Genomic DNA, 21,540 nt, shown 5'->3' with positions numbered 1-21,540 from the left:
GCTTCATGGTCATGACGAACGCACCGATGATCGATCTTCGCGACACGACAAAGAAGTACGACGACGGCCCGCCCGCACTGGCCGGGGTCACCTTGTCCGTGGCGGCCGGCGAGTGCGTGGCGATCCTCGGCCATTCCGGCAGCGGCAAGTCCACGCTGCTGAACCTGATCGCGGGTCTGGACAAGCCTTCCAGCGGCACGGTGACCGTCGACGGCACCCGCGTCGACCAGCTCGGCGAGGCCGGTTCGGCGAGGTACCGCCGGGCCCGCGTCGGCATGATCTTCCAGTTCTTCAACCTGCTGGACGACCTGACCGTGGTGGACAACGTCATGGTTCCGGCGCAGCTGGCCGGGATGGGCAAGGGCGAAGCGAGGCGGCGGGCCGTCGAGCTGCTCGACCGGCTGGGCATCGACCGGCACGCCCAAGCCTACCCGCAGCGGCTGTCCGGCGGGCAACGGCAGCGGGTGGCGGTGGCCAGGGCCCTGATGAACAAGCCGGCGCTGCTGCTGGCCGACGAGCCCACCGGCGCGCTGGACTCGAGCTCGGCCGAGGACGTGCGCCGGCTGCTGCTGGACCTGAACAGCGAGGGCCAGACCATCGTGCTGGTCACCCACGACGTGCAGCTGGCCGCGAGCACCGCGCGCCGCACGATCGAGTTGGTGGACGGCGCGGTCGAGCGGGACGTCGTCAACCGTGGCGGCGGTGCCGGCCTGGCCGCCCGCACGCCGCTGACCAGCTCGGCGGGAGAGACCCGATGACGCCGCACAAGCCTTCGATGACACCGCATAAGCCTTCGATGACACCGCATAAGCCTTCGATGAAACTGCGCACGCCGTCGATGACACCGCAGAAGCCTTCGATGAAACGGCGCAAGCCGCCGTTGCCCCGGCGCCTGTTCGAGGTCGCTTTCCGGGCCATGGCCCGCCTGCTGCTGGCGGTGAGCCGGTGAGCGCCCTGGGCAAGGTCGTACGCTCCGGCGTGGGCCGGCGCCGCCTGCAGTCCTTCGTCATGGCCCTGACGACGTTCGCCGCCGTCACCTCCTCGGTGCTGTCGCTCGGTCTGCTGGCCGTGGTGCAGGCTCCGTTCGAGCACGCCTTCAAGGCCCGGAACGGGGCGCATCTGTCGGTCCAGTTCGACGGTTCGAAGGTCACGGTCGCGCAGGCCGCCGCCACCGCGCACGTCGCCGGCGTCACCGAGGCGTCCGGGCCGTACCCGGTCGCCGCCGCCCTGGACACGGCCGTCGGCACCGACTGCCCCAAGACCTGGGCGGCCGGTCACGACAACGGTCCGATCACCGTCACCACCCGGCCCGACCTGGGCAGCAGCTCCGGCCTGGACCAGCTGGCGCTGACCCAGGGGCGCTGGCCGACCGGCCCGGGCGAGATCGCCCTGCCGTGGCAGCACTATTCGGTCGCCTGCTTCGGATCCTCGCTGGTGTTCTCCTCGCTGCCGGGCAAGCCGTCGTTCAAGGTCGTCGGCTTCGCCAACTCGGTGACCAGCAGCGCGACCGCCTTCGCCACCGCCGACGGGTTCGCGCGGCTCACCGCCGCCGGCGCCAAGTCCGACGAGCAGATGCTCTACCGGTTCGCCAAGGCCGGGACCGCCGCCGACATCGCCGCCGACAAGCAGGCGGTGGCCGCCGCCGCGCCGGCCGGCACGGTCGAGAGCGGACAGTCGTACCTGACCGCGGAGCAGCAGGCCACTGGCAACGCCAAGGCATACGTGCCGTTTCTGGTCGGCTTCGGGATCCTCGGGCTGTTCATGGCGGTGCTGATCATCTCGATCGTGGTCAGCGGGGCTGTGGCCGCGGGGTTCCGGCGCATCGGGATTCTGAAGTCGTTGGGCTTCACCCCTTCGCAGGTGGCCCGGGCCTACGTCGCGCAGGCCATGATCCCGGCGACCCTCGGCGTGGTGCTCGGCACGGTGTTCGGCAACCTCCTGGCGGTGCCGATCCTGGGCGGGGCCACCAAGCAGCTCGGCGCGGCCAGTGCCGCGATTCCGTGGTGGGTCAGCGCCGTGGTGGCGCTGGGCACCCTGCTGATCGTCGGTGTCACGGCTTTGATCCCGGCACTGCGGGCCGGCCGGATGCCGACGGTGCTGACGCTGGTGGTCGGCCGCGCCCCCAAGGCCGGGGGCGGTCAGAAGGCGCAGCGGCTGGCCTCGCGGCTGCCGCTGCCCCGGGCCGTGTCGTTGGGGCTGGCCCAGCCGTTCGCCCGGCCGGCCCGGGCCGTGGTGGTCGGTGCGGCGGTGCTGTTCGGCGTGGTGAGTGTCACGTTCGCGGTGGGGCTGGAGACCGGGTTCACCAAGTACCTGGACGTCAGCACCTCAGGCTTCAACGTCGCGTCGAGAATCGTGATCCCCACGGCCGACGTCGGCGTGCCCTGGGGTTTCTACGGCCCCAACGACCCGCGCAACCCGCACCTGGACGCCGCCAAGGTGGCCGCCGCGCTCGCCACGATCCCGGGCACGAAGACCGCGTTCGGCTGGGGCGACAGCGGCGCGACCATGGTCGGCGCCCCGCCCGGCGGCGAATCGCCGAGGGTGTTCACGGTCACCGGCGACTTCTCCTGGACGCACATGGAGCTGCTGTCCGGCCGCTGGTACTCGGCGCCCGGCGAGGCCGTGGTCGGCGACAAGCTGGCCTCGGCGGTGGGGATCCACGTCGGTGACGACGTCGCCGTGGTGCAGCAGAACAAGCACCTGTCGCTGAAGGTCGTCGGCATCGACTTCGACACCAACCAGGGCGACTACACGGTCATGACGGACGCGGCCACCTTCACCGCCGCCGGTCTGACCCCGCACATCGACCAGTTCAACGTCGAGCTGGCCCCGAACGTCAGCGGAACGGACTGGTCCACCTCGGCCGCCGCCGCGCTGACCCCGCTGGCCGCCTCGGTCCAGTCGAACTCGGGCTGGGGCAAGAACATCGTGGTGATCACCATGAGCGCCCTGGTGGCCACGCTCACGCTGCTGATGACGGCGGTCGCCGCGCTCGGGGTGCTGAGCATGGTGGCGCAGGACACCCGGGAGCGGGCTCACGATCTGGGGATCTTCAAGGCCCTCGGGATGACACCCAGGCAGACCATCGCGATGGTCCTGACCTCGGTGACGCTCACCGGCCTGCTCGCCGGGCTGATCGGGGTCCCGCTCGGGGTCGCGGTGGAGAAGGCGACGCTGACCCCGATGGGGAACGCGATCGGCCGGCATCTGCCGCCGAGCGTGACCCACACCTACAGCGCCGGGCTGCTCATCCCCCTGCTGGCCGGCGGGATCGTGATCGCCCTGCTCGGGGCGCTGCTGCCGGCCGGCTGGGCGGCCCGGTCGCGGACCGCCACCGCGCTGCGGACCGAATAGGACCGAGTAGCACCCGAGCAGGACCAAGCAGGACCAAACAGGACCGAGCAGAGCCTCCGGTCGCCGATCGCGAGGAGCCCGCATGGCCTACGGCCTCACCCCTGGTGGGATGAGGCCGTAGGTGCTGGAGGCATCACCGACGCCCGAGCGTCGGTGATGCCGCCACCCCGCGGATCACGGCCAGGTGCACCAGTCGGGGCTGAAGCCGGTGGAGCAGGTGCCCTGGTTGTTGACCGCCTGGACCAGCCATCCGGTCGCCGACGGGATGGGAGCCCAGTCCATCGCATGGCGGCCGGCGGCGTGCCGGGGCAGGTGGTCACGGGGTCGGAAGTATCTGCTGACGAACTTGGCGTGCTTTTGCGTGACGAAGCCGTCCTTCTCGACCGCTTTGGTGAACAGTCTTCCGGCGCCCAAGCCGGTGGCGACGCTGACCGTGTCCCAGAAGGCGCCGGATTCCAGGTTGCCCAGGGCGGTGTGTGAGCTCCATCCGTAGGTTTTTCCGTCGGCGAGGTAGTCGGCGCCGGTGTTGATTCCTTCGGCGACGACGCACACCAGCGCTCCGCCGAGGCAAGCGACGAAGGCGCTGGTTTGCAGCGGCCCGCGCCAGTGGCGGCTGAGGAAGTCGCCGTAGTCGAGTTTGATGCCGAGCAGCGAGTAGTCGCCGGTCGGGTCGGTGTTGTCGACCGGGTCACCGTTGCCGTAGGCGTACATGTCCGCGTTGCCGCCCGCCAGGCCGCTCGGGTCCTGGCTGATGAAGCGTTCCTGACCGGGGGAGTAGAAGCGGTCGCGGTTGTTCTGCAGGCCGTTGGGCAGCGCCGGTCCGGAGAGCAGCCCGGTGTATCGGATGGGGTTGGTGTCGCCGGTCGGCGCTGTGACATCTCCGAACGGGCTGTAGGTGAACGAGGCGGTGAGGGCGCCGCTGCTGTCGCCGGTGGCGACGACCGAGCCTTGGAGGTCGGGCAGCAGGGATCTGGTCTTGCCGGTACCGTCCGTGGTGGCGAGGATGTCGTCGGCGCCGAGTCCGGACAGGTAGGTCAGGCTGCTGCCATCGGATCCCTGCTGGGCGATCGGCTGGACGCCGCTGGAGCGGAAGGTGCTGGTCAAGGTGCCGACGGTACTGCTGCGAAGCCGCCCGGCCGGGTCGTAGCCAAGTGTCGCGGCCTGGGGTCCTGTGACGTTGGTGAGCTGGCCGCGGGCGTTCCAGATGTAACCCGAGACGCCGTCGTTCGCCAGGTTCCCGGCGGCGTCGTAGGCCAGGGCTGTGGATCCGGACGCGGTCAACCGGTTGGCGGGGTCGTAGGTGAGCGTGCTTGCCGGTGCCGGCAGGGTGGTGGCGGCCAGGGTTCCGGTGACGCCGATACGTCTGCCGTTCGCGTCGTAGGTGTAGCCGAGGTTCCCCAGAGCCGTGGTTCCCTTGGCGTACGCGGCGTTGGTCACCTCACCGGCGGCGTCGTGACTCAGAGTGATGACAATCCCGTCCGGCAGGGTCTCGGTGGCGAGTTCGTCGTCGATGTCGAAGGTGTACCCGACCGTCAGGCTGCCCTGGGTGATGGTCTTCGGCCGGCCCGCGTTGTCGTAGATATAAGAGGTCGCGGTCAGACCGGACGGGGTCACGGACTTGAGCCGGTCGTCGTCGTAGTAGTTGTAGGCGATGCTGCCGGTCGGCCCGGACTCGCTGGTGAGCCGGTCCAGAAGGTCGTAGCCGTAGGTCAGGGTTCCGGCGCCGGGCGAGGTGTCGGCCAAGGTGTGCAGGCGTCCGGCCGGGTCGTAGGTATAGGTGAGGGTGGACTCGTAGCTGTAGGGGGCTGCGCTGCCGCTGCGCCCGTAGCCGGTGAACGTGATCCGGCCCATGTCGTCGTACTGGTACTCGGTCGTTCTGCCGCGCCGATCGGTCCAGGTCGCGAGCTGCCCGGTGGCGGGGTCGTAGGTGTAGACGTCGGTGGCGCCGAGCGGATCGGTGGCGGTGACCACCCGGTCGGCGTCGTCGTAGCTGTAGGTGGTCGCCTTGCCGTTGGCCCCGAGCGCTGTCTGACGTCCGTCAGTGATGGCGGTGGGGTTGCCGTCGGCGTCGTAGGTGAAGACGGTCGTGTTCCCGTCGGCGTCGATGGACTTCAGGGCCATGTCGGCCGGATCGTAGACGGTGCGCTGTGTTGTGCCGTCCGGAGCGGTCTCCACGACTTCCCGCCCGGCGGCGTCGTGGAACACACGGCTGATGTGTCCGAGGGCATCGGTGACAGAGGCGAGATTCCCGCCCTGGCTGCCGTCGCCCTGGCTGCCGTTGTCGTACCCGTAAGTGGTCGTGTACAGCAGGGGGGTCTTGTCGGTGGCCGGCTGCCCCTGGCTGTTGTAGGACTCCCGGACCGTGTTGCCGAGCGGGTCCGCGACGCTGGTGACGTTGCCGGCGCTGTCGTACGTCAGGGTACTGGTGTGGGTCATCGGGTCGGTGACGGTGTCGGCCAGCCCGTAGGGCGTGTTGTTGTGGGTCTCGGTGGTGGTGCTCGGCTGGGTCGTGCCGTCGGCGTAGGTGGAGGACAGGACCTGGCCGCTGGTGTCGTACACGGTCTTGATCTTCCGGCCGTACCCGTCGTCGATCGAGGTCGGGAGTTGGGTGGCCGGGTCGGAGACGATGCCGATGGCGCGTTGCGACGTCGAGCCCGCGGCCCTGGTGTCGCCGGTGAGTATGCCGTTGGCGTCGTAGGTCACCTTGCGGACATGCCCGGAGTTGTCGGTGACGGTGGTGGCGGTGACCTTGCCGTTGGCGTCGAGGGTGTAGGCGAAGACGTAGCTGACGCCGGTGGCCAGGGTCTGGGAGGCGACACGCCCGTTCGCGTCGTAGACGTTGGTCATGAACAGCTTGCGCCGAGCGTCGGTGAGGGTGGTGAGCCGGCCCGCGGTGTCGTAGCCGTACGTGGTGAGTCCGCCGTCGGGGTCGGTGACCGAGGTCAAGTGCCCGGTGCCGCTCGGGGTGTCGTAGCCGTACTTCACCGAGCGCCCGGCGCCGTCGTCGACCTCGATGACGCGATCGGAGGCGTCGTAGGTGTAGTGCAGGAAGTACCCGTTGGGAGAGCGGACGTCGGTGATGTCGCCGATGTAGCTGCCGAAGCTGTTCTTGAACTGGCGGGTGATGGTGATCTGGTTCCCGTTCGGGTCGCGGATCGCTTGCAGCGGCGCGTTCTCGCCGTAGATCAGAGTCCTGCCGTCGCGGAGCGTCAGGTGCCAGCCCGCGCCGTTCCACGTCATCATCGACCCCGCGAACTCGGTCGGGGTGGTCGTGGCCACGAACACCGCCGTGCCGTAGGCGTTGCCCGGGGTGGTGCGGACGTAGTGGACCTGGCTGCCGTCGACGAAGTTGAGGTCGGCCTCCTGGTACTGGTTCGCCGAGGTCAGGAACGTGTCGTAGAGGTCGTTGTCGCCGACGCCGATCGGTCGTTGGTAGGTGTCGCCGCTGTTGTAGGCGCGAGTCAGCTCCAGCGGCATGACGTCGTCGACGGTCAGGTCGGTGCGTTGCAGCCCGAACAGGCCGGTCTGGAGGTCCACCGGGTCGCCCTCCAGGCCCAGAGCGCGCGCGAGTCCGTGCTGGGCCGCGGCGAGCAGCCCGGGGACGTTGATCATCGCGCCGTCGAAGTCGTGGATCTCGGTGTCCTCGTCCGGCTGTACCTGCTTGGCCGCCGGGTCGACGGTGCCGTGGCCGTAGGTCTCCCAGGCCTCGCCGTTCTTCTCGTAGTGCCAGAAGTTGACCGGGGTGCCGGGCTTCTGGTTTAGGTAGTTGGGGTAGACGATGTGCGCTCCCGCGCCGAGGATCTCCCCGCCCGCCGGCTGCACGGTGTAGTAGACCGGGACCTGGACGCCCGCCGGCATCGGGATCGGCGTGCGGTCGACCGGGATCGGGGTGATCCCGAGGCGGTGCACCGGTTTGCCGTCCGCGTCGGTGATGACGTCGCCGGCCGGGATGTGGACCTCCAGACCAGGGATACCGGGGTTGGTCAGCACGACCTCGTGGGTCGTGGGGGAGTCGATGGCGATCTCGTGCGCCGTGTCCAGCACGGGCAGATACGGCGTGTAGAACAAGGTGTTCGCGCCGGCCTTTAGGTGCACTTGGACGTCGAACACGCCGTAGGTCTTGCCGTGGCCGGACGCGCTACGTCCGTCCAGACGCAGGACCCTGGTTCCCTCGATCAGGCTGCGCAGGACGAACCGGCCGTCCTTGTCGGTCTTCGCGGTGTGGCCGTCCATCGCCACGGTGACATCGCGAAGCGGCTTGCCGTCGGTGGCCAGGACCCGGCCGGTCAGTGACACGGCCGAGGGCCGGGTGGTCGGCGACGGCTGTTCCGACCAGATCGGTTGGCCCATTCGCGGTGCTGGGCCGGGTGCGGACACCGGTGGACGGGGCGTGGCCTTGTCGGGTGCGGGTGCGGGTGCGGGTGCGGGTGCGGGCGCCGTCGCCGTCGCCGGCTGCTCCGTGGTGGTAGCGGTTGTGGTGGTGGCGGAAGCAGTGGCGGCGGCCGTGGTGTGCGTGGCCACCTTGAGGGTGATGTTCCCGCTCAGGCCGCCTGGCGGCTCGATCTGGATCTGGTACGTCCCCGCGGCGGTCAAGGTCTTGGCGCTGAAGACCGTGAAGGAAGTGGTGGTGTTCGTGGTGTTCGACGCGAGCGTCGACCCGGTCGGACTCAGCAGGTAGAACCAGGTCCCGCTGCCGGAGGAGTCGGTGGTCGTGGTCGAGCCGGTGACGTCGACGACCTGGTTCGCCGTGGCGGTGAAGGACACACGGGCCTTCTGGCCCGGTTTGGTGGTGGTCACGGTGACCGCGCCGCCGTTCACGGTCGCGGTCTTGGTGACGAAGGCGTTGTACACGTGCAGCGTGACTGTCCCGGTCAGCCCGATGCCGGGCGACACGCGGACGGTGTAGGTGCCGGTGGCGGTCAGGGCTTTCGGCTCCAGAACGGTGAGTCCGCGGGAGTTGTAAGCCGTCGCCGATCCGACCTGACTCCCCGAGGGGTCGCGGACGCTGAACGCGGTGCCGTCGTTCTGGCTGTCGACGGTCGTCGTCGCTCCGGTGATGTAAATGGTCTGACTCGTCGGGACCGTGAAGCTGAACACCGCGCCCTGGCCGGGCGCCGTGATCGTGGCGGTCGCCGTTGTCCCGTCCAGCGCGGCGGTGGCGGTGGCGTCGGCCGGAACGTTGTAGATGGTCGCGCTGACCGTCCCGGTCTCGTCCCCATAGGGATCCACGACGAGCTGGTAGGTACCGGTCGAGGGGAGGGTGGCGGTCGCGATCGGGGCGCCGTTGTAGGCGTCGGCGAGCGAGGTCCCGTCCGGTGCGTAGAGCGTGGTGTGCAGATTGGTGCCGGTCGTGCTGCCGGTGATCCCGGGCCGGGCGAAGACACGTTGACCCGCGGTACCGGCGAACGTGAAGACGGCGTTCTGCCCTGTCGTCGTCGCGGTGCTGTGTGTTGTGCCGTCGGCGGCCGAGGCGACGACGGCGTCGGCCGGGACGGCGAGCAGTGCGACGGACAGCGAGCCGGTGACCGCGCCGGCCGGATCGAAGGTGAGGACGTAGGTGCCCGCAGCCGACAGCGTGAGGGCGTCGAGATAGGTGGAGCTCGATGCGCAGGCCGACGCGAACACCGATCCGGCGCCGTCACCGAGCGAGGCGTTGAAGCATTTCGAGCTGTTGGAGGTGCTGCTCACCGTGATCTTGGTGAAGACTCTGGCTCCCGCCGCTGCGGTGAAGGTGACTTTCGCGTTCTGGCCGGCTTTGGCGAAGTTCAGCGGTACCGCGGCGCCCCCGATCGTCGCCGTGGCGGACAGATCGGCCGGGACGCTCGCGATCTGCATCTTGTAGGAACCCGTCCCGACGTTGTCGGGAATGACCTCCACCCGGTAGGTGCCGTTCATCGGCAGAGTCGTCGTGTCCAGGTAGCCCACCGAGTTGGCGCTGGAGAACAGCAGGGTGTTGGTGGTCAGCACCTGCCCGGCCGGAGAAACGAGCTGCGCCGAGGCGGTGTCGGTCGCGCTGACCGTGGTGAGGGTGCTGAAGACCCGCTGCCCGGCCACTCCCGTGAATTGATAGACCGCGCGCTGCCCGGCCGCCGTGGTGGTCGCGGTGACGGCCGCGCCGTCGACCGTCGCGGCGGCGTTGGCATCGGTCTCGCCCGTCACGGCGAGCGTGACCGATCCGGTGTCGGTGCTCGCCGGCCGGACCTCCACCTCGTAGCTCCCGGCCGAGGTCCCTCCCGGAAGGTCGAAGGTGGTGCTGCCGGAGGTGGAGACGGACTCGCTGTGCGCGGCCGTGGTCTCGTTGGGACTCCAGACGTGGAGCTCATAGGGGTGTGCGAAGGTCGCGCCGCTGACCACCACGCGGGCCCGCTGCCCGGCGGGGACGTCGAACAGCGCCAGGGCGACCTGCTGGGTCTTGGCCAGGGCGAGTGCGGTGCCGGTGCCGTCGGTCTTGACCCGTCCGACCCAGCCGACGTCGGCGGTCATGAACGGGGAGGGCGGCGTCACGAGGTCCGCCGTCGAGACCGCGGTGCCGACCGGGGTCTTCACGGTCACATGTCCGAAAGAGCGTGTCGGGGGAGCGTTGAAGGTGACACTCGATGTCGTCGCGGCCGTGGCCCCGACCACTGTGCCGTTCACGGACACGACGTCCAGACTCGGATCGGGGTCGAACCCGGACCCGGTGATCGTCACCGGGGTGCCCGGATCGGCCAGTGCCGTGGTGAGGCCCGAGATGGTCGGCACGACGACCGGGGCGACGGTGAGGGCCGGGTAGGTCGTATTGGCTGTGCCGACCGTGACCGTCACGGTTCCGGTGGTCGCGGTGGTCGGCACGGTGACGGTGAGGCGGTTGCGGTGCAGCGCGGTCGGTTTGGCCGTCACGCCGTTGAAGGAGACGGTGATAGCGGTCAGATCCGTGCCGAAACCGGTCCCGTATACGTCCACGGCCTTTCCGGCGTGGGCATGCTGCGGTGAGATCTGCGCGACGGCCAGAGCCGTGGACGGAAGTGGTTGTCGGCTCGTGATGTTGCCTGCTTGGTCGTAGACCAGCTTCGTGCCGTTCCCGGTGGAATCGAAGACGGCGGTCAGCTGGCCGGCGTCGTCGTGCGCGTAGGTGACTTCCGGAGCCGTGGCCGCCGGGGCCGCCGTGGCCGCTGTGGCGACGGCCGAGGCGGCGGTCGGTTGCGCCACCGAGACCAGCCCGGCGACCAGGCTCAGCGCCGCTATCAGGGCCGTGATGACGGCCGCTCGCATTCTGCTCATCGCATATCCTCGGAATTCTCTGTTCGGACGCCTTGCTCGCGTTCCGAGGTCGTCATGGCCTCGCCGACGACGTCCTTGATCACGCCGGTCAGCTTCTCGGGGTTGGTCACCGTGTAGACGGCGGTCACCTGGCCTCCGCCCGGCGCGAGGTCGAGGACCATCACGGCCAGCGGGGAGCCTTCGGAATAGATCACCGCGGTCGGGTCGCCGTTGACCTGCCGGTAGCGGATCTCGACACCGGCGAGGTCCTTGCTCGCGACCGCGCAGATGAACTTCGACGCCTTCTCCCGGCCGTGGATCGGCCGCGGAATCGTCCGCCTGATCCTTCCGCCGCCGTCGGTCCAGACCGTCACATTCGGCGCCAGGATCTCCATCAGCCCAGGCAGGTCGCCGCCGATCGCCGCGGCCAGAAACCGCTCGGTGGCCTCCCGCCGCACTCGGGGCTCGATACGGAACCGGGGCCGCCGCGCCTGCACATGCTCATGAGCCCGATGCGCCAGCTGTCGGATCGCGCTCGGCGACCGGTCCAGGATGACGGCGATCTCAGTATGCTGAAAGCCGAAGACGTCGTGCAGCACGAACACCGCCCGCTCCAGCGGCGTCAGCGTCTCCAGCACCACAAGAAGCGCGATCGACACGGCCTCGGTGCGCTCGACCACCTCGGCGCTGGCGTCCGCCTCCCCGCCCGGCAGGTGCTCGACCTGTTCGGTGAGCAGCGGTTCGGGCAGCCAGGGCCCGACATACGCCTCCCGCCGCCGCCGGATGCTCACCTGGCGCGCCATCGCCTGATTCACCGCCATCCGCACCAAGTAGGCGCGGGCGTTGAGCACCGGCTCAGCAGGACTTTGACATCGAGCCTGCCAGGACAGCCAGACCTCCTGCAGGACGTCCTCAGTGTCCTGAAGCAGGCCGAGCATGTCGTAGACGATGGAGAAGATGAGTTCACGGTGGTCGAGAAAGGCCTGCGTGGCCTCGTCCAACCGATCCGGAGGATTGTCAGCGTCAGACATGGGCGAGGTGTGCTCCCCTCGATGGCAAGGGCCTTGTTCGACATCTGAGAGCCCTGCCGTAGTCCGGAGTGTGACATCGCCGAGACGCATGTGATGCGGATCACTAGCCCTCGCGGCTGTCGGTATGCGCGGTGTGGACCAGGAACGAGGGGATGGCGGCAAGACGCCGGGTCGTCGCCGGTCGCTGCCACCTCGCGCCACACTTGCCCTCCGTCTGACGTGCTGAGACACCGAAAGGAGGGCCGTGCGGAGGCTTTCAGCGGTGGCAACAGGTGGTGCTTCAAAGTAAGACGACTGAGACGCAGTAAGACGACTGAGACGCACCTCGATCCTCTGGCGATGCAGACGGGAGCCGGTGGCGTGATGGTCAACAAGGACCTCATGACCGCGTCGTTCTGGACACAGCCTCCGGCTGTCCGAGATGAGCTGTTCGCCGAACTGCGCGCGGCAGACGGTCCGGTGTTTTGCCCGCGCGAGGGGACCGTCGGCTTCTATGCGCTCACGCGGCATGCGGATGTCGTCGAGGCCGCCCGGAACCCAGGGGCGTTCAGCTCCGAACCCAGCGCCGTCCGCCTGGACGATCTGCCGGCGGGCACGGAGAAGTACGGCGGTTCCATGGAAAGCATGGACGACCCCCGGCATGCCCGCCTGCGCCGGATCATCTCAGGGTCGTTCACTCCGCGAATCCTCGCCCGGTTCGAGGCGGACATCCAGGAGCGCGTCACCCGTCTGGTGGATGGTCTGGCCGATCGGCGCGAGAGCGACTTCGTGGAGACGGTGTCGACACCGCTGACCGTCGGAACTGCCTTCTCGATGATGGGGATCCCCGCGTCAGCGGGCCAGGAGCTTATGGCCGCCGTGAATATCGTGCTGGCAATCAGCGATTCGGGGAACCTGGACTTCCCAAGCCCCGAAGCGCGGGAAGCGTTCATCAAAGAGAAGTTCGCCGTGATGCACGGATTCGTGGCGGACCTGGCCGAGGTCCGCCGCAAGCGACCGGCTGAGGACCTGATCAGCGTCCTGGTCACGGCGAACCTGGACGGTGAGTTCCTGACCGACCTCGAACTGGGCCGCTTCTTCACTCTGCTGGTCGCGGCCGGGGTGGAGACGACGCGCCACGCGCTGTCGCACGGAGTCCACCTGCTGACGCAGAATCCGGCACAGCGGGCGTTGCTGCTGGGTGCCCTCCCCACCGCCGTCGACGAAATCGTCAGGTGCGCGACGCCGGTCGCGTGGGTGAGACGCAATGTCACCCGCGACCACGTACTCCACGGGTACACCTACCGGCGAGGGGATCGCGTGCTCCTCTACCACTGCTCCGCGAACCAGGACGAGGGAGTGTTCAGGAACCCGCGCGCCTTCGACGTCACGAGGTCCCCCAACCCGCACGTCGGATACGGCGGGGGAGGCCCCCACATCTGTCTGGGCGCCCATCTGGCCCGACGCCAGATGACGACCCTCTTCAACGAGCTCTACACGCGGTTTCCCGGCTTCCACACCACAGACCAGCCCACCTGGGTGAAGGCGAGCCTTGTCAACGGGATCGAGCGCCTTCCCTGTGCCATCGAATAGGAGGGACGCAACGTGAAGACCTACGGCCAATGCTGGGCTGACTGGCTCTACGGCAACCAGAGAGACGCGTTCATGGCGTCGGTGTACGACGCCTGCGCGGAGATCGATGAGTGTGACAGCCCCCTTACGAAGACGAGACTGATCGGCGAGCTCAGACAACGTGTTTCGGGCAGCAACCGGGACTGGGTCGAGGGTGTCAAGGACTTCCTCGACTTCGAAGCGTACCTGCTGACCCACGGCCGACCCCTGCTTGAGGTGCTGGAGGACAGCGACGGCAGCGACGGCAGCGACGAGTACCGGGCGCTGGCTGTCGTGGACGCCGCCTGGCGGCACGGGGCCTTCCGGGGGCTGTGCCGCACACCGGGCGGAGCGGAGTGGATCGGCCGCCTCGGGGAGGTGTGCGCCGCCATGGTGCACCAGGGGTTCAAGTGGGTGCGCGGGTCCGGTCGTGGCGTGGGCGACTGGGAGCTTCCGGCCCTCGGAGAGGCCTGGTGCAAGGGCACCGCCATGTGGGGGATCGCAGGCTTCTACGGTGCCCTGGACGAGGCCGGGGCAGACCCCGACAACGACGCGGCCCTCACTCGTTTCTTCAGTGTCGTCGCAGCGCATCACATGGTGGGTGCCACGTGGCTCGCCTATCGTGGCGAGCACCCGCATAAAGCCTGGCGCGCAGATGTGCGCGGACGAGCGCCCAGCCCCGAGGCGGTGCGCCGGTTCGGAGCCGGGGCCGGCTGGCCGTCCGAGATGACCGAGGTTCTGGTGCGATCCGCAGAGCATGTGAACACGTGGGTCAACCCTCCGCAGAAGAAAGAATTCATCGACCGGACCCGGGGACTGATGATCGGGACGCACACCCCGCGACTCCTCACCCGCCTTCGGGAGTTGGCCGCGGAATTGGGAGATGCGGCCGGTGACCTGACCCCTGCGGAACAGGAAGAACTCGTTTACCGGTCAATAGCCTGGATGTCCGATTACGCGACCTATTGGCGTGCGCGGGGCGACGGTGATGATCAGGTTCTGGAGGTCACGACATGCGGCGCGTTGGCCGGAGTGCTGCGCGAAACTCGACCGAACCTGACACAAGAACACGTACACCGGATGGTCGAATGGGCACGACCACGCACCGCGCACCTGAGTGAGGAGAAGCAGAAGGAGCTACTGGACTGTGTACGTCTCACCATGGAGGTCCGAGGGCGAGTTCCGGGAGCCTTTCCCGAGTTGGGCAGCCATGGATCCGGACAGGTGCGTTATGTGGACGGCGCGTGGAAGCTGACATCGGACGTGTTCCTGGCTGCCCATCGCTCGAATGTTGGTGGCGCTGACCTCAACGAGAAACAGATTCCTTGGGCGACCCGGTTCTTCAACTCCGTCTCGAAGGAGCGAAGGCGAGCCGGCGTGGACTACCTGGGAGCGACGGACGAACACAGCGGATGTCCTGTGTGCGATGGAGACGAGCTCCTCCAGTCCCTCGACAACAAGGTGAATCTCGGAATCAGGGTGTGCTACACCGCGGGACCTTTGCTCTACGACAACCTGTTGCTCGGCGAGCCAGGAGACCAATCGCTAGGCAGCTGCTGACCTCTACGCGAGAGGAACTGTCCTCATGAACCGTGAGGCACAACCGGGACCGCTGGACAGCGTGCTGTATCACGACCGGTCCATGCGCATCGGGCTCGTCCTGCACTTGGCGGGGCAGGCCCCTCCCCTGAAACGCCTCATCGATCATGTCCGCGAACGTCTCGGGCAAAGTCCCGCACTGTCCCTGACCTTGGTGGGCCGCGGAACTTCGGCGGTCTGGCACCTCCAGCCCCCGAACCTCGAAGACCACCTCGGTGTCCGCGAAGTCCCCGAAGGAACGAACATCCACGAGGTCGTCCGGAACCTGCATCAGGAGCCGTTTGCTGACGGCAGACCGCCGTGGACCATGACGCTGGTGCAGGGCTACAGCCCCGGTCGGTATGCCCTCGTCTACCGAATCAGCCACGGCATCCAAGACACCGGCGGCATGGCCCGCACGCTGGAGATACTGTTCGCCACCGCTCCCGTGCCCGCGGCCGCCTCGTCGGCGACGGTACGTGGGCTGATCACGCCACCGCGCCCAACCCTTCGTCACCGTACCTATGCTGTTCGGTTGCTCGCCCACTCGACAGCCAAGTCCGGCCTCTGGCCGCACCCCGACCACGGGTACTCCGACCAATGGGCATACCAGTGGACTGAGGTACCAACCGACTCCCTGCGCAGCCTCGCCGCCCCCCACCACGGCAGCGCCAACGACGCCTTCCTGGCCACCATGACCCGCGCCGTCTCCCACTGGGCGGCGCACGGCCACCCCCGCCACAGCGGACCCGGCATGCCCGTGACCATGGCGATCAACCTACGCAGCCCCGCACTCGCCGATACCCCGGGAAACCACGTCACCACAGGTCGCTTCACCCTGCCCGGACACACCGAGCCCCTCAGCCGAACGCTGCAGATGGCCGTGGCGGCCACCACACCACTGAAACAACCCCCATACCGCGAGGCGATCCGCCGAACGTTCGACAGCATCCCGCCCTGGCTCATCCAGGCATCGTTCCGCACCCTGCTCTCACCCAAACGGGCCGCCGCCTGCTCCTCCCACTTCGCGATTCGCCACCCCCTGGCCTACAACGGAGACCCCGTCCAAGCAATCGACCCCATCACAGCCCTACCCGCCGGCGCCCCCGTATCCGCACTGATGATCAGCTACGAGGGAGCCTCCCGAGCCGTATTCGTGACCGACTCAGCGCTCCCCGGCATGGACCGCATCCACCAGGTATGGCGCGCTGAGGTGGAGGAGCGGCCGGTCCTCGCTCAACATTGAGCGAATCGCCTCAGTTGTGTCCGATGCGACGGTGTGAATCGACTACTGGTCCGGTCTGTGTGACTGCGGACCTCCAGCTGAACAGCGCCGCGTGTATTGACGTCGCCTAGTTCGCATAGCCGACCGGTTTGCCGCCGATCGCCGCGCTGCGTGCTGCCACGCCGCGCCGAACACCTTCTTCCCGCGCCGCTTGAACAGCGTGTCGTCCACGGCGACGGTCTTGGCCCGGCCTGGCCCCGTCCGGCAGCAGCGTTCTGCCGATCAGGTGCGCTGGCGTGGTCCCCAGGATCTCGGCATTCCAGCTCGCGCGAGAGAAGAAGGAGTGCGCCTGTGAGCTGGACGGGTCAGCCGGGGCTGAGGAAGTGGCCGTCCGTTCTGATGGCCTCGCCGGTCGTGTTGGTGTTGGCGGCCGAGCAGAGGAAGACGATCATGCGGGCTGCGTCTTCGGGCTCCGATACCCGCTTGGTCGCGGCGGCTGTGCTTGCTGTGTCGATGAGCTGGGGTGGCATGTGTTTGTCCGCGGGGGTGAAGCCGGGCATGACGACATTGGTGAGGATTCCGGCTGCGGCCAGTTCTCTGGACATGACGCGCGTGAGGCCGTGCAGTCCGGACTTGGCCGCGACGTAGGAGACATTGCCGGGAAAGCCGTCCTCGACCAGGCCGGTGGAGACGTTGACGATGCGGCCCCAGCCTCGCGCCCGCATGTCGGTGACCGCCGCGCGGGCGAGCAGGTAGGGTCCGAGCAGGTTGGCGGTGACCGAGGCGGCGAATCGTTCCGGGGGTGCGGTCTCGAACAGTTCGCCCGGCTCGGGCCATGACGGCCAGTTCACAGCGTTGTTGACCAGAACATCTATCGGTCCGAGCTGCCGGCGGGCATCTTGGACTGCCGCTTCCAGCGTATCGGTCTGGTTGAGATCGAGCTGCCAGGTGATCGCGGTGGCACCGCGCTGTCGCGCCGAGGCCGCTGTTTCCTCCGCGGCTTCGCGGTGGCGGTGGTAGCCCACTGCTATGTGGGCCTTCTCGTCGGCGAAGGCCAATGCGGTGGCTTTGCCGATGGCCGAGCTCGCGCCGGTGACCAGCACTGTCTTGCCTGCCAGGCCGAGTTCCATACGTGTCCCTTCGATCGTTGGCACGCCCGGGATCAGGCGAGGCTGTCGCGTACGGTGTTGAGCAGTCGCGTGAGGTGGTCGGCCTCGGCCGGGGTGAGCCCGTCGACAGCCCGGCTCTCGATGTCGGCCCATGCGGAGATGACGGCCTGAACCACGTCTTCGCCTTGTTCGGTCAGGTGCAGGCGGGTGACGCGGCGGTCGCCGGGGTCTGCGACGCGTTCGACGAATCCCGCCCGCTCCATGCGGGTGATGGCCTTGGCGATGGTGGGTTGTTCCATGCCGATGCGCCCGACCAGGTCGGCCTGCGTGGTGCCGGGGTGCTGGTGCAGATCGACGATCAGGAGCTCCTGGCCGAGGTGCAGACCGAGCTGCGTCATCTGCCGCTGCATTTCGAGGCGGTGTGCTCGTGAGGCCTGTGCGAGCGCATAGCCGATCGGTCCGGCTTCCGCCGCGATCTCGCGTCCGGTGGTCATGCCGGTACCGGCCGGCGCCGGGCGGTGATCTCGGCCAGGACTCGCCGCCAAAGGGCTGTGATCTCCTGCCGCGGCTCCTGGCCGGTGAGGACGCCGGCGGCGTCGATATGATCGTGGACGAATCCGATGGCGATATCGAAGTCGGTGAGGACCTCGGCGCCGGCTCGCCGCAGCATGTCGCCGAGCTGCAATTGCGCGAAGGCTCCGCCGAACTTGTTCGGCGATGCGCTCATGAGCACGACGGGCTTGCCGACCAACGGCCTGGGTGGGGCAAGAACCGAGAGCCAGTCGATGGTGTCCTTGAGCGCGCCGGGGATTCCCCGGTTGAGCTCAGGTGTGACGATCAGTAGTAGGTCAGCTGCCGACACGCGTTCACGCAGGGCTTCGACGGTCGGTGGGAACGGGCGCCCGCGGGTTGCGTCGAGGTGGGGGATGAGGGGGCGGTCCCCCCATATCTGGACCCGCAGAGGGTCCTCGGCCAGCTCTTGCGCTGCTTGCAGCAACGCCTGATTGAGCGAGCCGGCACGGCCGCTGCCGCAGACGGCCAGCACATCGATCAGTTCCATAGTCGGCTATTTTATAGCCGACTATGGAACGCGGTGCAAGGCACCTGTCTCGCTACGAGGGGTCGGCGCGGCCCTGGCTATGCGATGGGAATGGATGCGGCTCCCCAACCGCACCGACCCGATTGACGCACTGCCCGGCCCTGCGAAAACAGCGAAAACCGAGGCCATAGTGGGCGGTCGACTCAAGCTGATGGTTGTCGGCAACCGGGCTGATCGACCTGGCTGGGTGGGGGACGCTCCAGGATGTCAGGGTGTGTGGATGGGGCGTCCAATGCGGATCTCAACGATCTGCGGGCGTCGTCGCCCATCTCAATATCCAGATACTTTTCCGGCGATTGCCGCCCCCGCACACCATCAGACCCAGCTGACGCTCCGACGAGGCCCCTCCCGAATCGCCGCGCAGAACTCGGCGGGCTGATCCCGGTAGTAGAAGTGGGCGCCGGGTAGCGTTCTGCGTTCGAAGTGGGTGGTTGTCCAGGTGCTCCAGGCTGTCAGGTGGTCGTCGGTGATCCATGGGTCGGTCGCGCCGCCTAGCGCTAGGAGGGGGACGGTCAGGGGGACTTGGGCGGGTTGGTAGCGGGCGAGCATCAGGTAGTCGGCGCGCATGACTGGGATGACGAGGTCTGTGACTTCGTCGGTCTCGGTCGGGGAGGTCGGGGAGGCTGGTGCGGCTGGGCCGCCGGCGATTTCGGCGAGCCAGTCCTCGCGGGTCATTGACAGTACCCGTGCTGAGTCCAGGCGGTTGCGGTCCGGGGTGCGGGCGGCTGAGACGACCACCCAGGCCGGGGGGCGGCCCATTGTGGTCAGTTTCGAGGCGATCTCGTAGCACAGGACTCCGCCCATGCTGTGTCCGGCCATTACCAGCTCGCCGGTGGTGTGCCGGGCGATGTCGTGGGCGGCTTCGGCTGCGAGGGCGGGCAGGCTTGAGGCGTGCGGCTCGGAGATGCGGGGGCCCCGGCCGGGGTATTGGAGCACCAGTACCGTGTCGCCCGGCCGGGTCAGAAGGGGCGGCAGGTCGACCAGTGAGTAGGCGCTGCCGCCGGCGAACGGTGCGAGGACGAACGTGACGCCCGGGTGATCGCGGCGAGTGACGCCTACTTCAGCCTGCCCGCGGCGCAGGAAGGGATCGTGCCCGGTGCGGGGAACCTGCGCCTCGGCCGATTGGCGGGCGGGCGGATCTCCCGCCAGGTGGTGCTCTGGGGCCGCTGCGTCCGCGCCACCGAGCCCGACGCCCGGTTCCTGTTCGATGACGTCGTCGAGCCCGAGGAGGTGGACGGAGCCGTCCAGACGGCTCTCGAACGCCTCGACAGCCCCGCGGTGATCACCAACCGCCGGATGGTCAAACTGGCCGAGGAACCGCCGGAGGCGTTCCGGCAGTACATGGCCGAGTTCGCATTGCAGCAGTCGCTGCGTCTGTACAGCGCGGACGTTATCGGGAAAGTCGGCCGCTTCTCGGCAGCCTCCGCAGCCGGCGGAGAGTCGCGCGCATGAGCGGACTGGGGGTCGGCGGCCGGAGGTTGGCCGGGTTGGCCGGGTTGGACGAACTGACCGGGACCCGATACGAGAAGCGGGGCCGGGTCGCGTACGTGACGCTGAACCGGCCCGACTGCCTCAACGCCATGGACCTTCGCATGCACGAGGAACTGGCCCTGATCTGGGACGACTTCGAAACCGACGACGAGCTGTGGCTCGCCGTGCTCACCGGCGCCGGGGACAGGGCCTTCTCCGCGGGCCAGGACCTCAAGGAACTGGCAGAGCGAATCCGCAGCGGTGCGGCCGCCCCCGCAACATTCGGCAGCCGCGGAAAGCCGGGATGGCCCCGCCTGACCGAACGGTTCACCCTGACGAAACCCGTCATAGCCAGGGTCAACGGCCACGCCTTCGGCGGCGGCTTCGAACTAGCCCTCGCCTGCGACGTGATCGTAGCCGCCGACCATGCCACCTTCGCCCTGCCAGAGGCGAAACTCGGACTGATAGCAGGAGCCGGCGGCGTCTTCCGCCTCACCCGCCAGGCCCCGTACCGCATCGCCCTGGGACACCGCAGCCACCTCAGCAACCATCCCACTGGAGCAGGCCTTCCGGACCCGATACACGTGGGAGGAGCACCGCATGCACAGCGCCGACGCCGAGGAGGGCCCGCTTGCCTTCGTCGAGAAGAGAGCGCCGCGCTGGAGGGGATGCTGACGTCATCGACCTCAATGGACGAAGACGTGACCGACCCTGCGAGCCGAACTCGATGTCTGTGTTCTGTGTTCTGTGTTCTGTGTTCAGTGTTCAGAGCCAGTCCTTGCGCCGGAACACGGCGAAGAGGATCGCGGACAGGCCGATGGTGACGCCGGTGGAGGTCCAGAATCCGGTGGTGTGGCCGAAGCCTGGATAGGGGACGTTCTGTCCGTAGAAGCCGGTGACGGCTGTGGGGACGGCGATGATGGCGGCCCAGCTGGTGACCTGCTTCATGATGACGTTCAGGTGGTTGGAGCGGATGGTCAGGTGGGTCTCGAAGATCGCGGTGACCAGGTCCCGGAGTGACTCGGTCCATTCGGTGGCGCGCAGCACGTGGTCGTAGATGTCCTGGAAGTACGGCACTATCTCTTGGTCGACGATGTGCAGGTCGCGGCGCAGGACGGCGTTGACGACCTCACGCATCGGCATGACGACTCGGCGCAGGGAGACCAGCGACTTGCGCAGTTCGAAGGTGCGCCGCTGCATCTCGCTGTCCTTCGGGTTGCCGTCGAAGAGTTGCTCCTCCAGGCCCTCGATCTGGGTGTCGAAGGTCTGCACGGCTTCGAAGTGCGTGTCGACGATGAAGTCCAGCAGTCCGTGAAGCAGGAAGCCGACGCCGTACTTGACCAGGTCCGGGGAGGCATCCCAGCGTTCGAGGACCTTGTCGATGCGGAATCCTTCGCTTTTACGGACGGTGACCAGCGCGCCGGTGGTGATGAAGGCGGCGACTTCGTGTTTGACGAGTTGCCCGGTGTACTCGTCCAGGTCGACCGCATAGGCGGTCAGGAACAGGTGAGAGGCGTAGCGGTCGAGTTTGGGGCGCTGGTGTACGTGGACTGCGTCCTCCACGGCCAGCGGGTGCAGGCCGAGCTCCTCGCTGACCGCGGCCAGGTCCTCGGCGGTGGGCTCGCACAAGTCGAACCACACCACCGAGGACGGATCGGCCAGGTGATCGGAGATCCGCGCCGGGTCGAAGTTCTCGGCTTCCAACACTCCGTTGCGGTACAGGCGGGTGCGTGACATGGACGTCACCCTAGCTGCTGCCGTCGGACCGGCCCTGAGGCATCACCGGGGACGAAGCAGCGCTTCCGGAGGGCCGGCAGCCACAGCCAACGGCGGGGGTGGCAATCC

At 68.0% G+C, this 21,540-nt stretch carries 13 protein-coding genes and 2 pseudogenes; 8 read left to right on the top strand and 7 right to left on the bottom strand.

Annotated features, from left to right (window positions below; translation table 11 throughout):
* The first annotated feature begins 11 nt into the window (after positions 1-11).
* From ABD481_RS25725 to ABD481_RS25715, 3 genes are read left to right on the top strand one after another with little or no spacing between them, the layout of a single operon-like run.
* Positions 12-758, top strand: coding sequence for an ABC transporter ATP-binding protein (locus tag ABD481_RS25725; RefSeq protein ID WP_344668316.1), 747 nt, complete (start codon positions 12-14; stop codon positions 756-758).
* Complete coding sequence (locus tag ABD481_RS25720) at positions 755-949, top strand: hypothetical protein (RefSeq protein WP_344668315.1); 195 nt, start codon at positions 755-757, stop codon at positions 947-949. Before ABD481_RS25725 ends, ABD481_RS25720 begins: the two co-directional genes overlap by 4 nt.
* The gene (locus ABD481_RS25715; protein WP_344668314.1) at positions 946-3,354 is read left to right on the top strand and encodes an ABC transporter permease; all 2,409 of its coding nucleotides are present in this window, start codon (positions 946-948) and stop codon (positions 3,352-3,354) included. Before ABD481_RS25720 ends, ABD481_RS25715 begins: the two co-directional genes overlap by 4 nt.
* Positions 3,355-3,528: 174 nt before the next feature.
* Here ABD481_RS25715 and ABD481_RS25710 read toward each other — a convergent pair whose 3' ends face one another.
* Positions 3,529-10,614 carry an RHS repeat-associated core domain-containing protein gene (locus ABD481_RS25710; RefSeq protein ID WP_344668313.1) on the bottom strand — a complete coding sequence of 2,362 codons (7,086 nt, stop codon included), beginning with the start codon at positions 10,612-10,614 and terminating at the stop codon, positions 3,529-3,531.
* Positions 10,611-11,624: a sigma-70 family RNA polymerase sigma factor gene (locus ABD481_RS25705; RefSeq protein WP_344668312.1), complete on the bottom strand. Its 1,014-nt coding sequence runs from the start codon at positions 11,622-11,624 to the stop codon at positions 10,611-10,613. Before ABD481_RS25705 ends, ABD481_RS25710 begins: the two co-directional genes overlap by 4 nt.
* Positions 11,625-11,963: 339 nt before the next feature.
* Here ABD481_RS25705 and ABD481_RS25700 point away from each other — a divergent pair, with 339 nt between their 5' ends.
* The 3 genes from ABD481_RS25700 to ABD481_RS25690 are packed head-to-tail and all read left to right on the top strand — an operon-like array spanning position 11,964 to position 16,038.
* Positions 11,964-13,196, top strand: coding sequence for a cytochrome P450 (locus ABD481_RS25700; RefSeq protein WP_344668311.1), 1,233 nt, complete (start codon positions 11,964-11,966; stop codon positions 13,194-13,196).
* 12 nt (positions 13,197-13,208) lie between these two features.
* The gene (locus ABD481_RS25695; protein WP_344668310.1) at positions 13,209-14,774 is read left to right on the top strand and encodes a hypothetical protein; all 1,566 of its coding nucleotides are present in this window, start codon (positions 13,209-13,211) and stop codon (positions 14,772-14,774) included.
* A gap of 25 nt (positions 14,775-14,799) precedes the next feature.
* Complete coding sequence (locus tag ABD481_RS25690; protein ID WP_344668309.1) at positions 14,800-16,038, top strand: wax ester/triacylglycerol synthase domain-containing protein; 1,239 nt, start codon at positions 14,800-14,802, stop codon at positions 16,036-16,038.
* 344 nt (positions 16,039-16,382) lie between these two features.
* Here ABD481_RS25690 and ABD481_RS25685 read toward each other — a convergent pair whose 3' ends face one another.
* The 4 genes from ABD481_RS25685 to ABD481_RS25670 all read right to left on the bottom strand — a co-directional run bounded on the left by ABD481_RS25685 (position 16,383) and on the right by ABD481_RS25670 (position 19,305).
* Positions 16,383-17,147 carry an SDR family NAD(P)-dependent oxidoreductase gene (locus ABD481_RS25685; RefSeq protein ID WP_344668308.1) on the bottom strand — a complete coding sequence of 255 codons (765 nt, stop codon included), beginning with the start codon at positions 17,145-17,147 and terminating at the stop codon, positions 16,383-16,385.
* Between the two features lie 32 nt (positions 17,148-17,179).
* Positions 17,180-17,620: a MarR family winged helix-turn-helix transcriptional regulator gene (locus tag ABD481_RS25680; RefSeq protein ID WP_344668307.1), complete on the bottom strand. Its 441-nt coding sequence runs from the start codon at positions 17,618-17,620 to the stop codon at positions 17,180-17,182.
* On the bottom strand, positions 17,617-18,186 hold the full coding sequence (locus tag ABD481_RS25675) for an NADPH-dependent FMN reductase (protein WP_344668306.1): 570 nt from the start codon (positions 18,184-18,186) through the stop codon (positions 17,617-17,619). The genes ABD481_RS25680 and ABD481_RS25675 overlap by 4 nt, the downstream gene beginning before the upstream one ends.
* Before the next feature lie 354 nt (positions 18,187-18,540).
* A complete protein-coding gene (locus ABD481_RS25670; RefSeq protein WP_344668342.1) occupies positions 18,541-19,305 on the bottom strand; it encodes a thioesterase II family protein in 765 nt (254 codons plus the stop codon).
* On the opposite strand from ABD481_RS25670, the pseudogene ABD481_RS25665 reads away from it, so the two are divergent.
* Positions 19,261-19,677, top strand: a pseudogene (locus ABD481_RS25665) (Clp protease/crotonase-like domain-containing protein); the annotation flags it as partial. The gene ABD481_RS25670 and the pseudogene ABD481_RS25665 overlap by 45 nt on opposite strands.
* Positions 19,674-20,370: pseudogene (locus tag ABD481_RS25660) on the top strand (enoyl-CoA hydratase-related protein). The pseudogenes ABD481_RS25665 and ABD481_RS25660, both read left to right, overlap by 4 nt.
* Positions 20,371-20,460: 90 nt before the next feature.
* On the opposite strand, the gene ABD481_RS25655 reads toward ABD481_RS25660, so the two are convergent.
* On the bottom strand, positions 20,461-21,432 hold the full coding sequence (locus ABD481_RS25655; RefSeq protein ID WP_344668305.1) for a magnesium transporter CorA family protein: 972 nt from the start codon (positions 21,430-21,432) through the stop codon (positions 20,461-20,463).
* Positions 21,433-21,540: the final 108 nt, after the last annotated feature.

Source organism: Catenulispora yoronensis, from assembly GCF_039531695.1.
Taxonomy (GTDB): domain Bacteria; phylum Actinomycetota; class Actinomycetes; order Streptomycetales; family Catenulisporaceae; genus Catenulispora; species Catenulispora yoronensis.
Note: the sequence above shows the minus strand (reverse complement) of the source record. Positions and strands in the feature narration are given on the sequence as shown.

Coding starts and splice junctions, on each gene's coding strand:
- ABD481_RS25725 (WP_344668316.1), top strand. CDS start 12: ATGACGAACGCACCGATGATCGATCTTCGCGACACGACAAAGAAGTAC.
- ABD481_RS25720 (WP_344668315.1), top strand. CDS start 755: ATGACGCCGCACAAGCCTTCGATGACACCGCATAAGCCTTCGATGACA.
- ABD481_RS25710 (WP_344668313.1), bottom strand. CDS start 10,614: ATGAGCAGAATGCGAGCGGCCGTCATCACGGCCCTGATAGCGGCGCTG.
- ABD481_RS25705 (WP_344668312.1), bottom strand. CDS start 11,624: ATGTCTGACGCTGACAATCCTCCGGATCGGTTGGACGAGGCCACGCAG.
- ABD481_RS25700 (WP_344668311.1), top strand. CDS start 11,964: ATGCAGACGGGAGCCGGTGGCGTGATGGTCAACAAGGACCTCATGACC.
- ABD481_RS25690 (WP_344668309.1), top strand. CDS start 14,800: ATGAACCGTGAGGCACAACCGGGACCGCTGGACAGCGTGCTGTATCAC.
- ABD481_RS25685 (WP_344668308.1), bottom strand. CDS start 17,147: ATGGAACTCGGCCTGGCAGGCAAGACAGTGCTGGTCACCGGCGCGAGC.
- ABD481_RS25680 (WP_344668307.1), bottom strand. CDS start 17,620: ATGACCACCGGACGCGAGATCGCGGCGGAAGCCGGACCGATCGGCTAT.
- ABD481_RS25675 (WP_344668306.1), bottom strand. CDS start 18,186: ATGGAACTGATCGATGTGCTGGCCGTCTGCGGCAGCGGCCGTGCCGGC.
- ABD481_RS25655 (WP_344668305.1), bottom strand. CDS start 21,432: ATGTCACGCACCCGCCTGTACCGCAACGGAGTGTTGGAAGCCGAGAAC.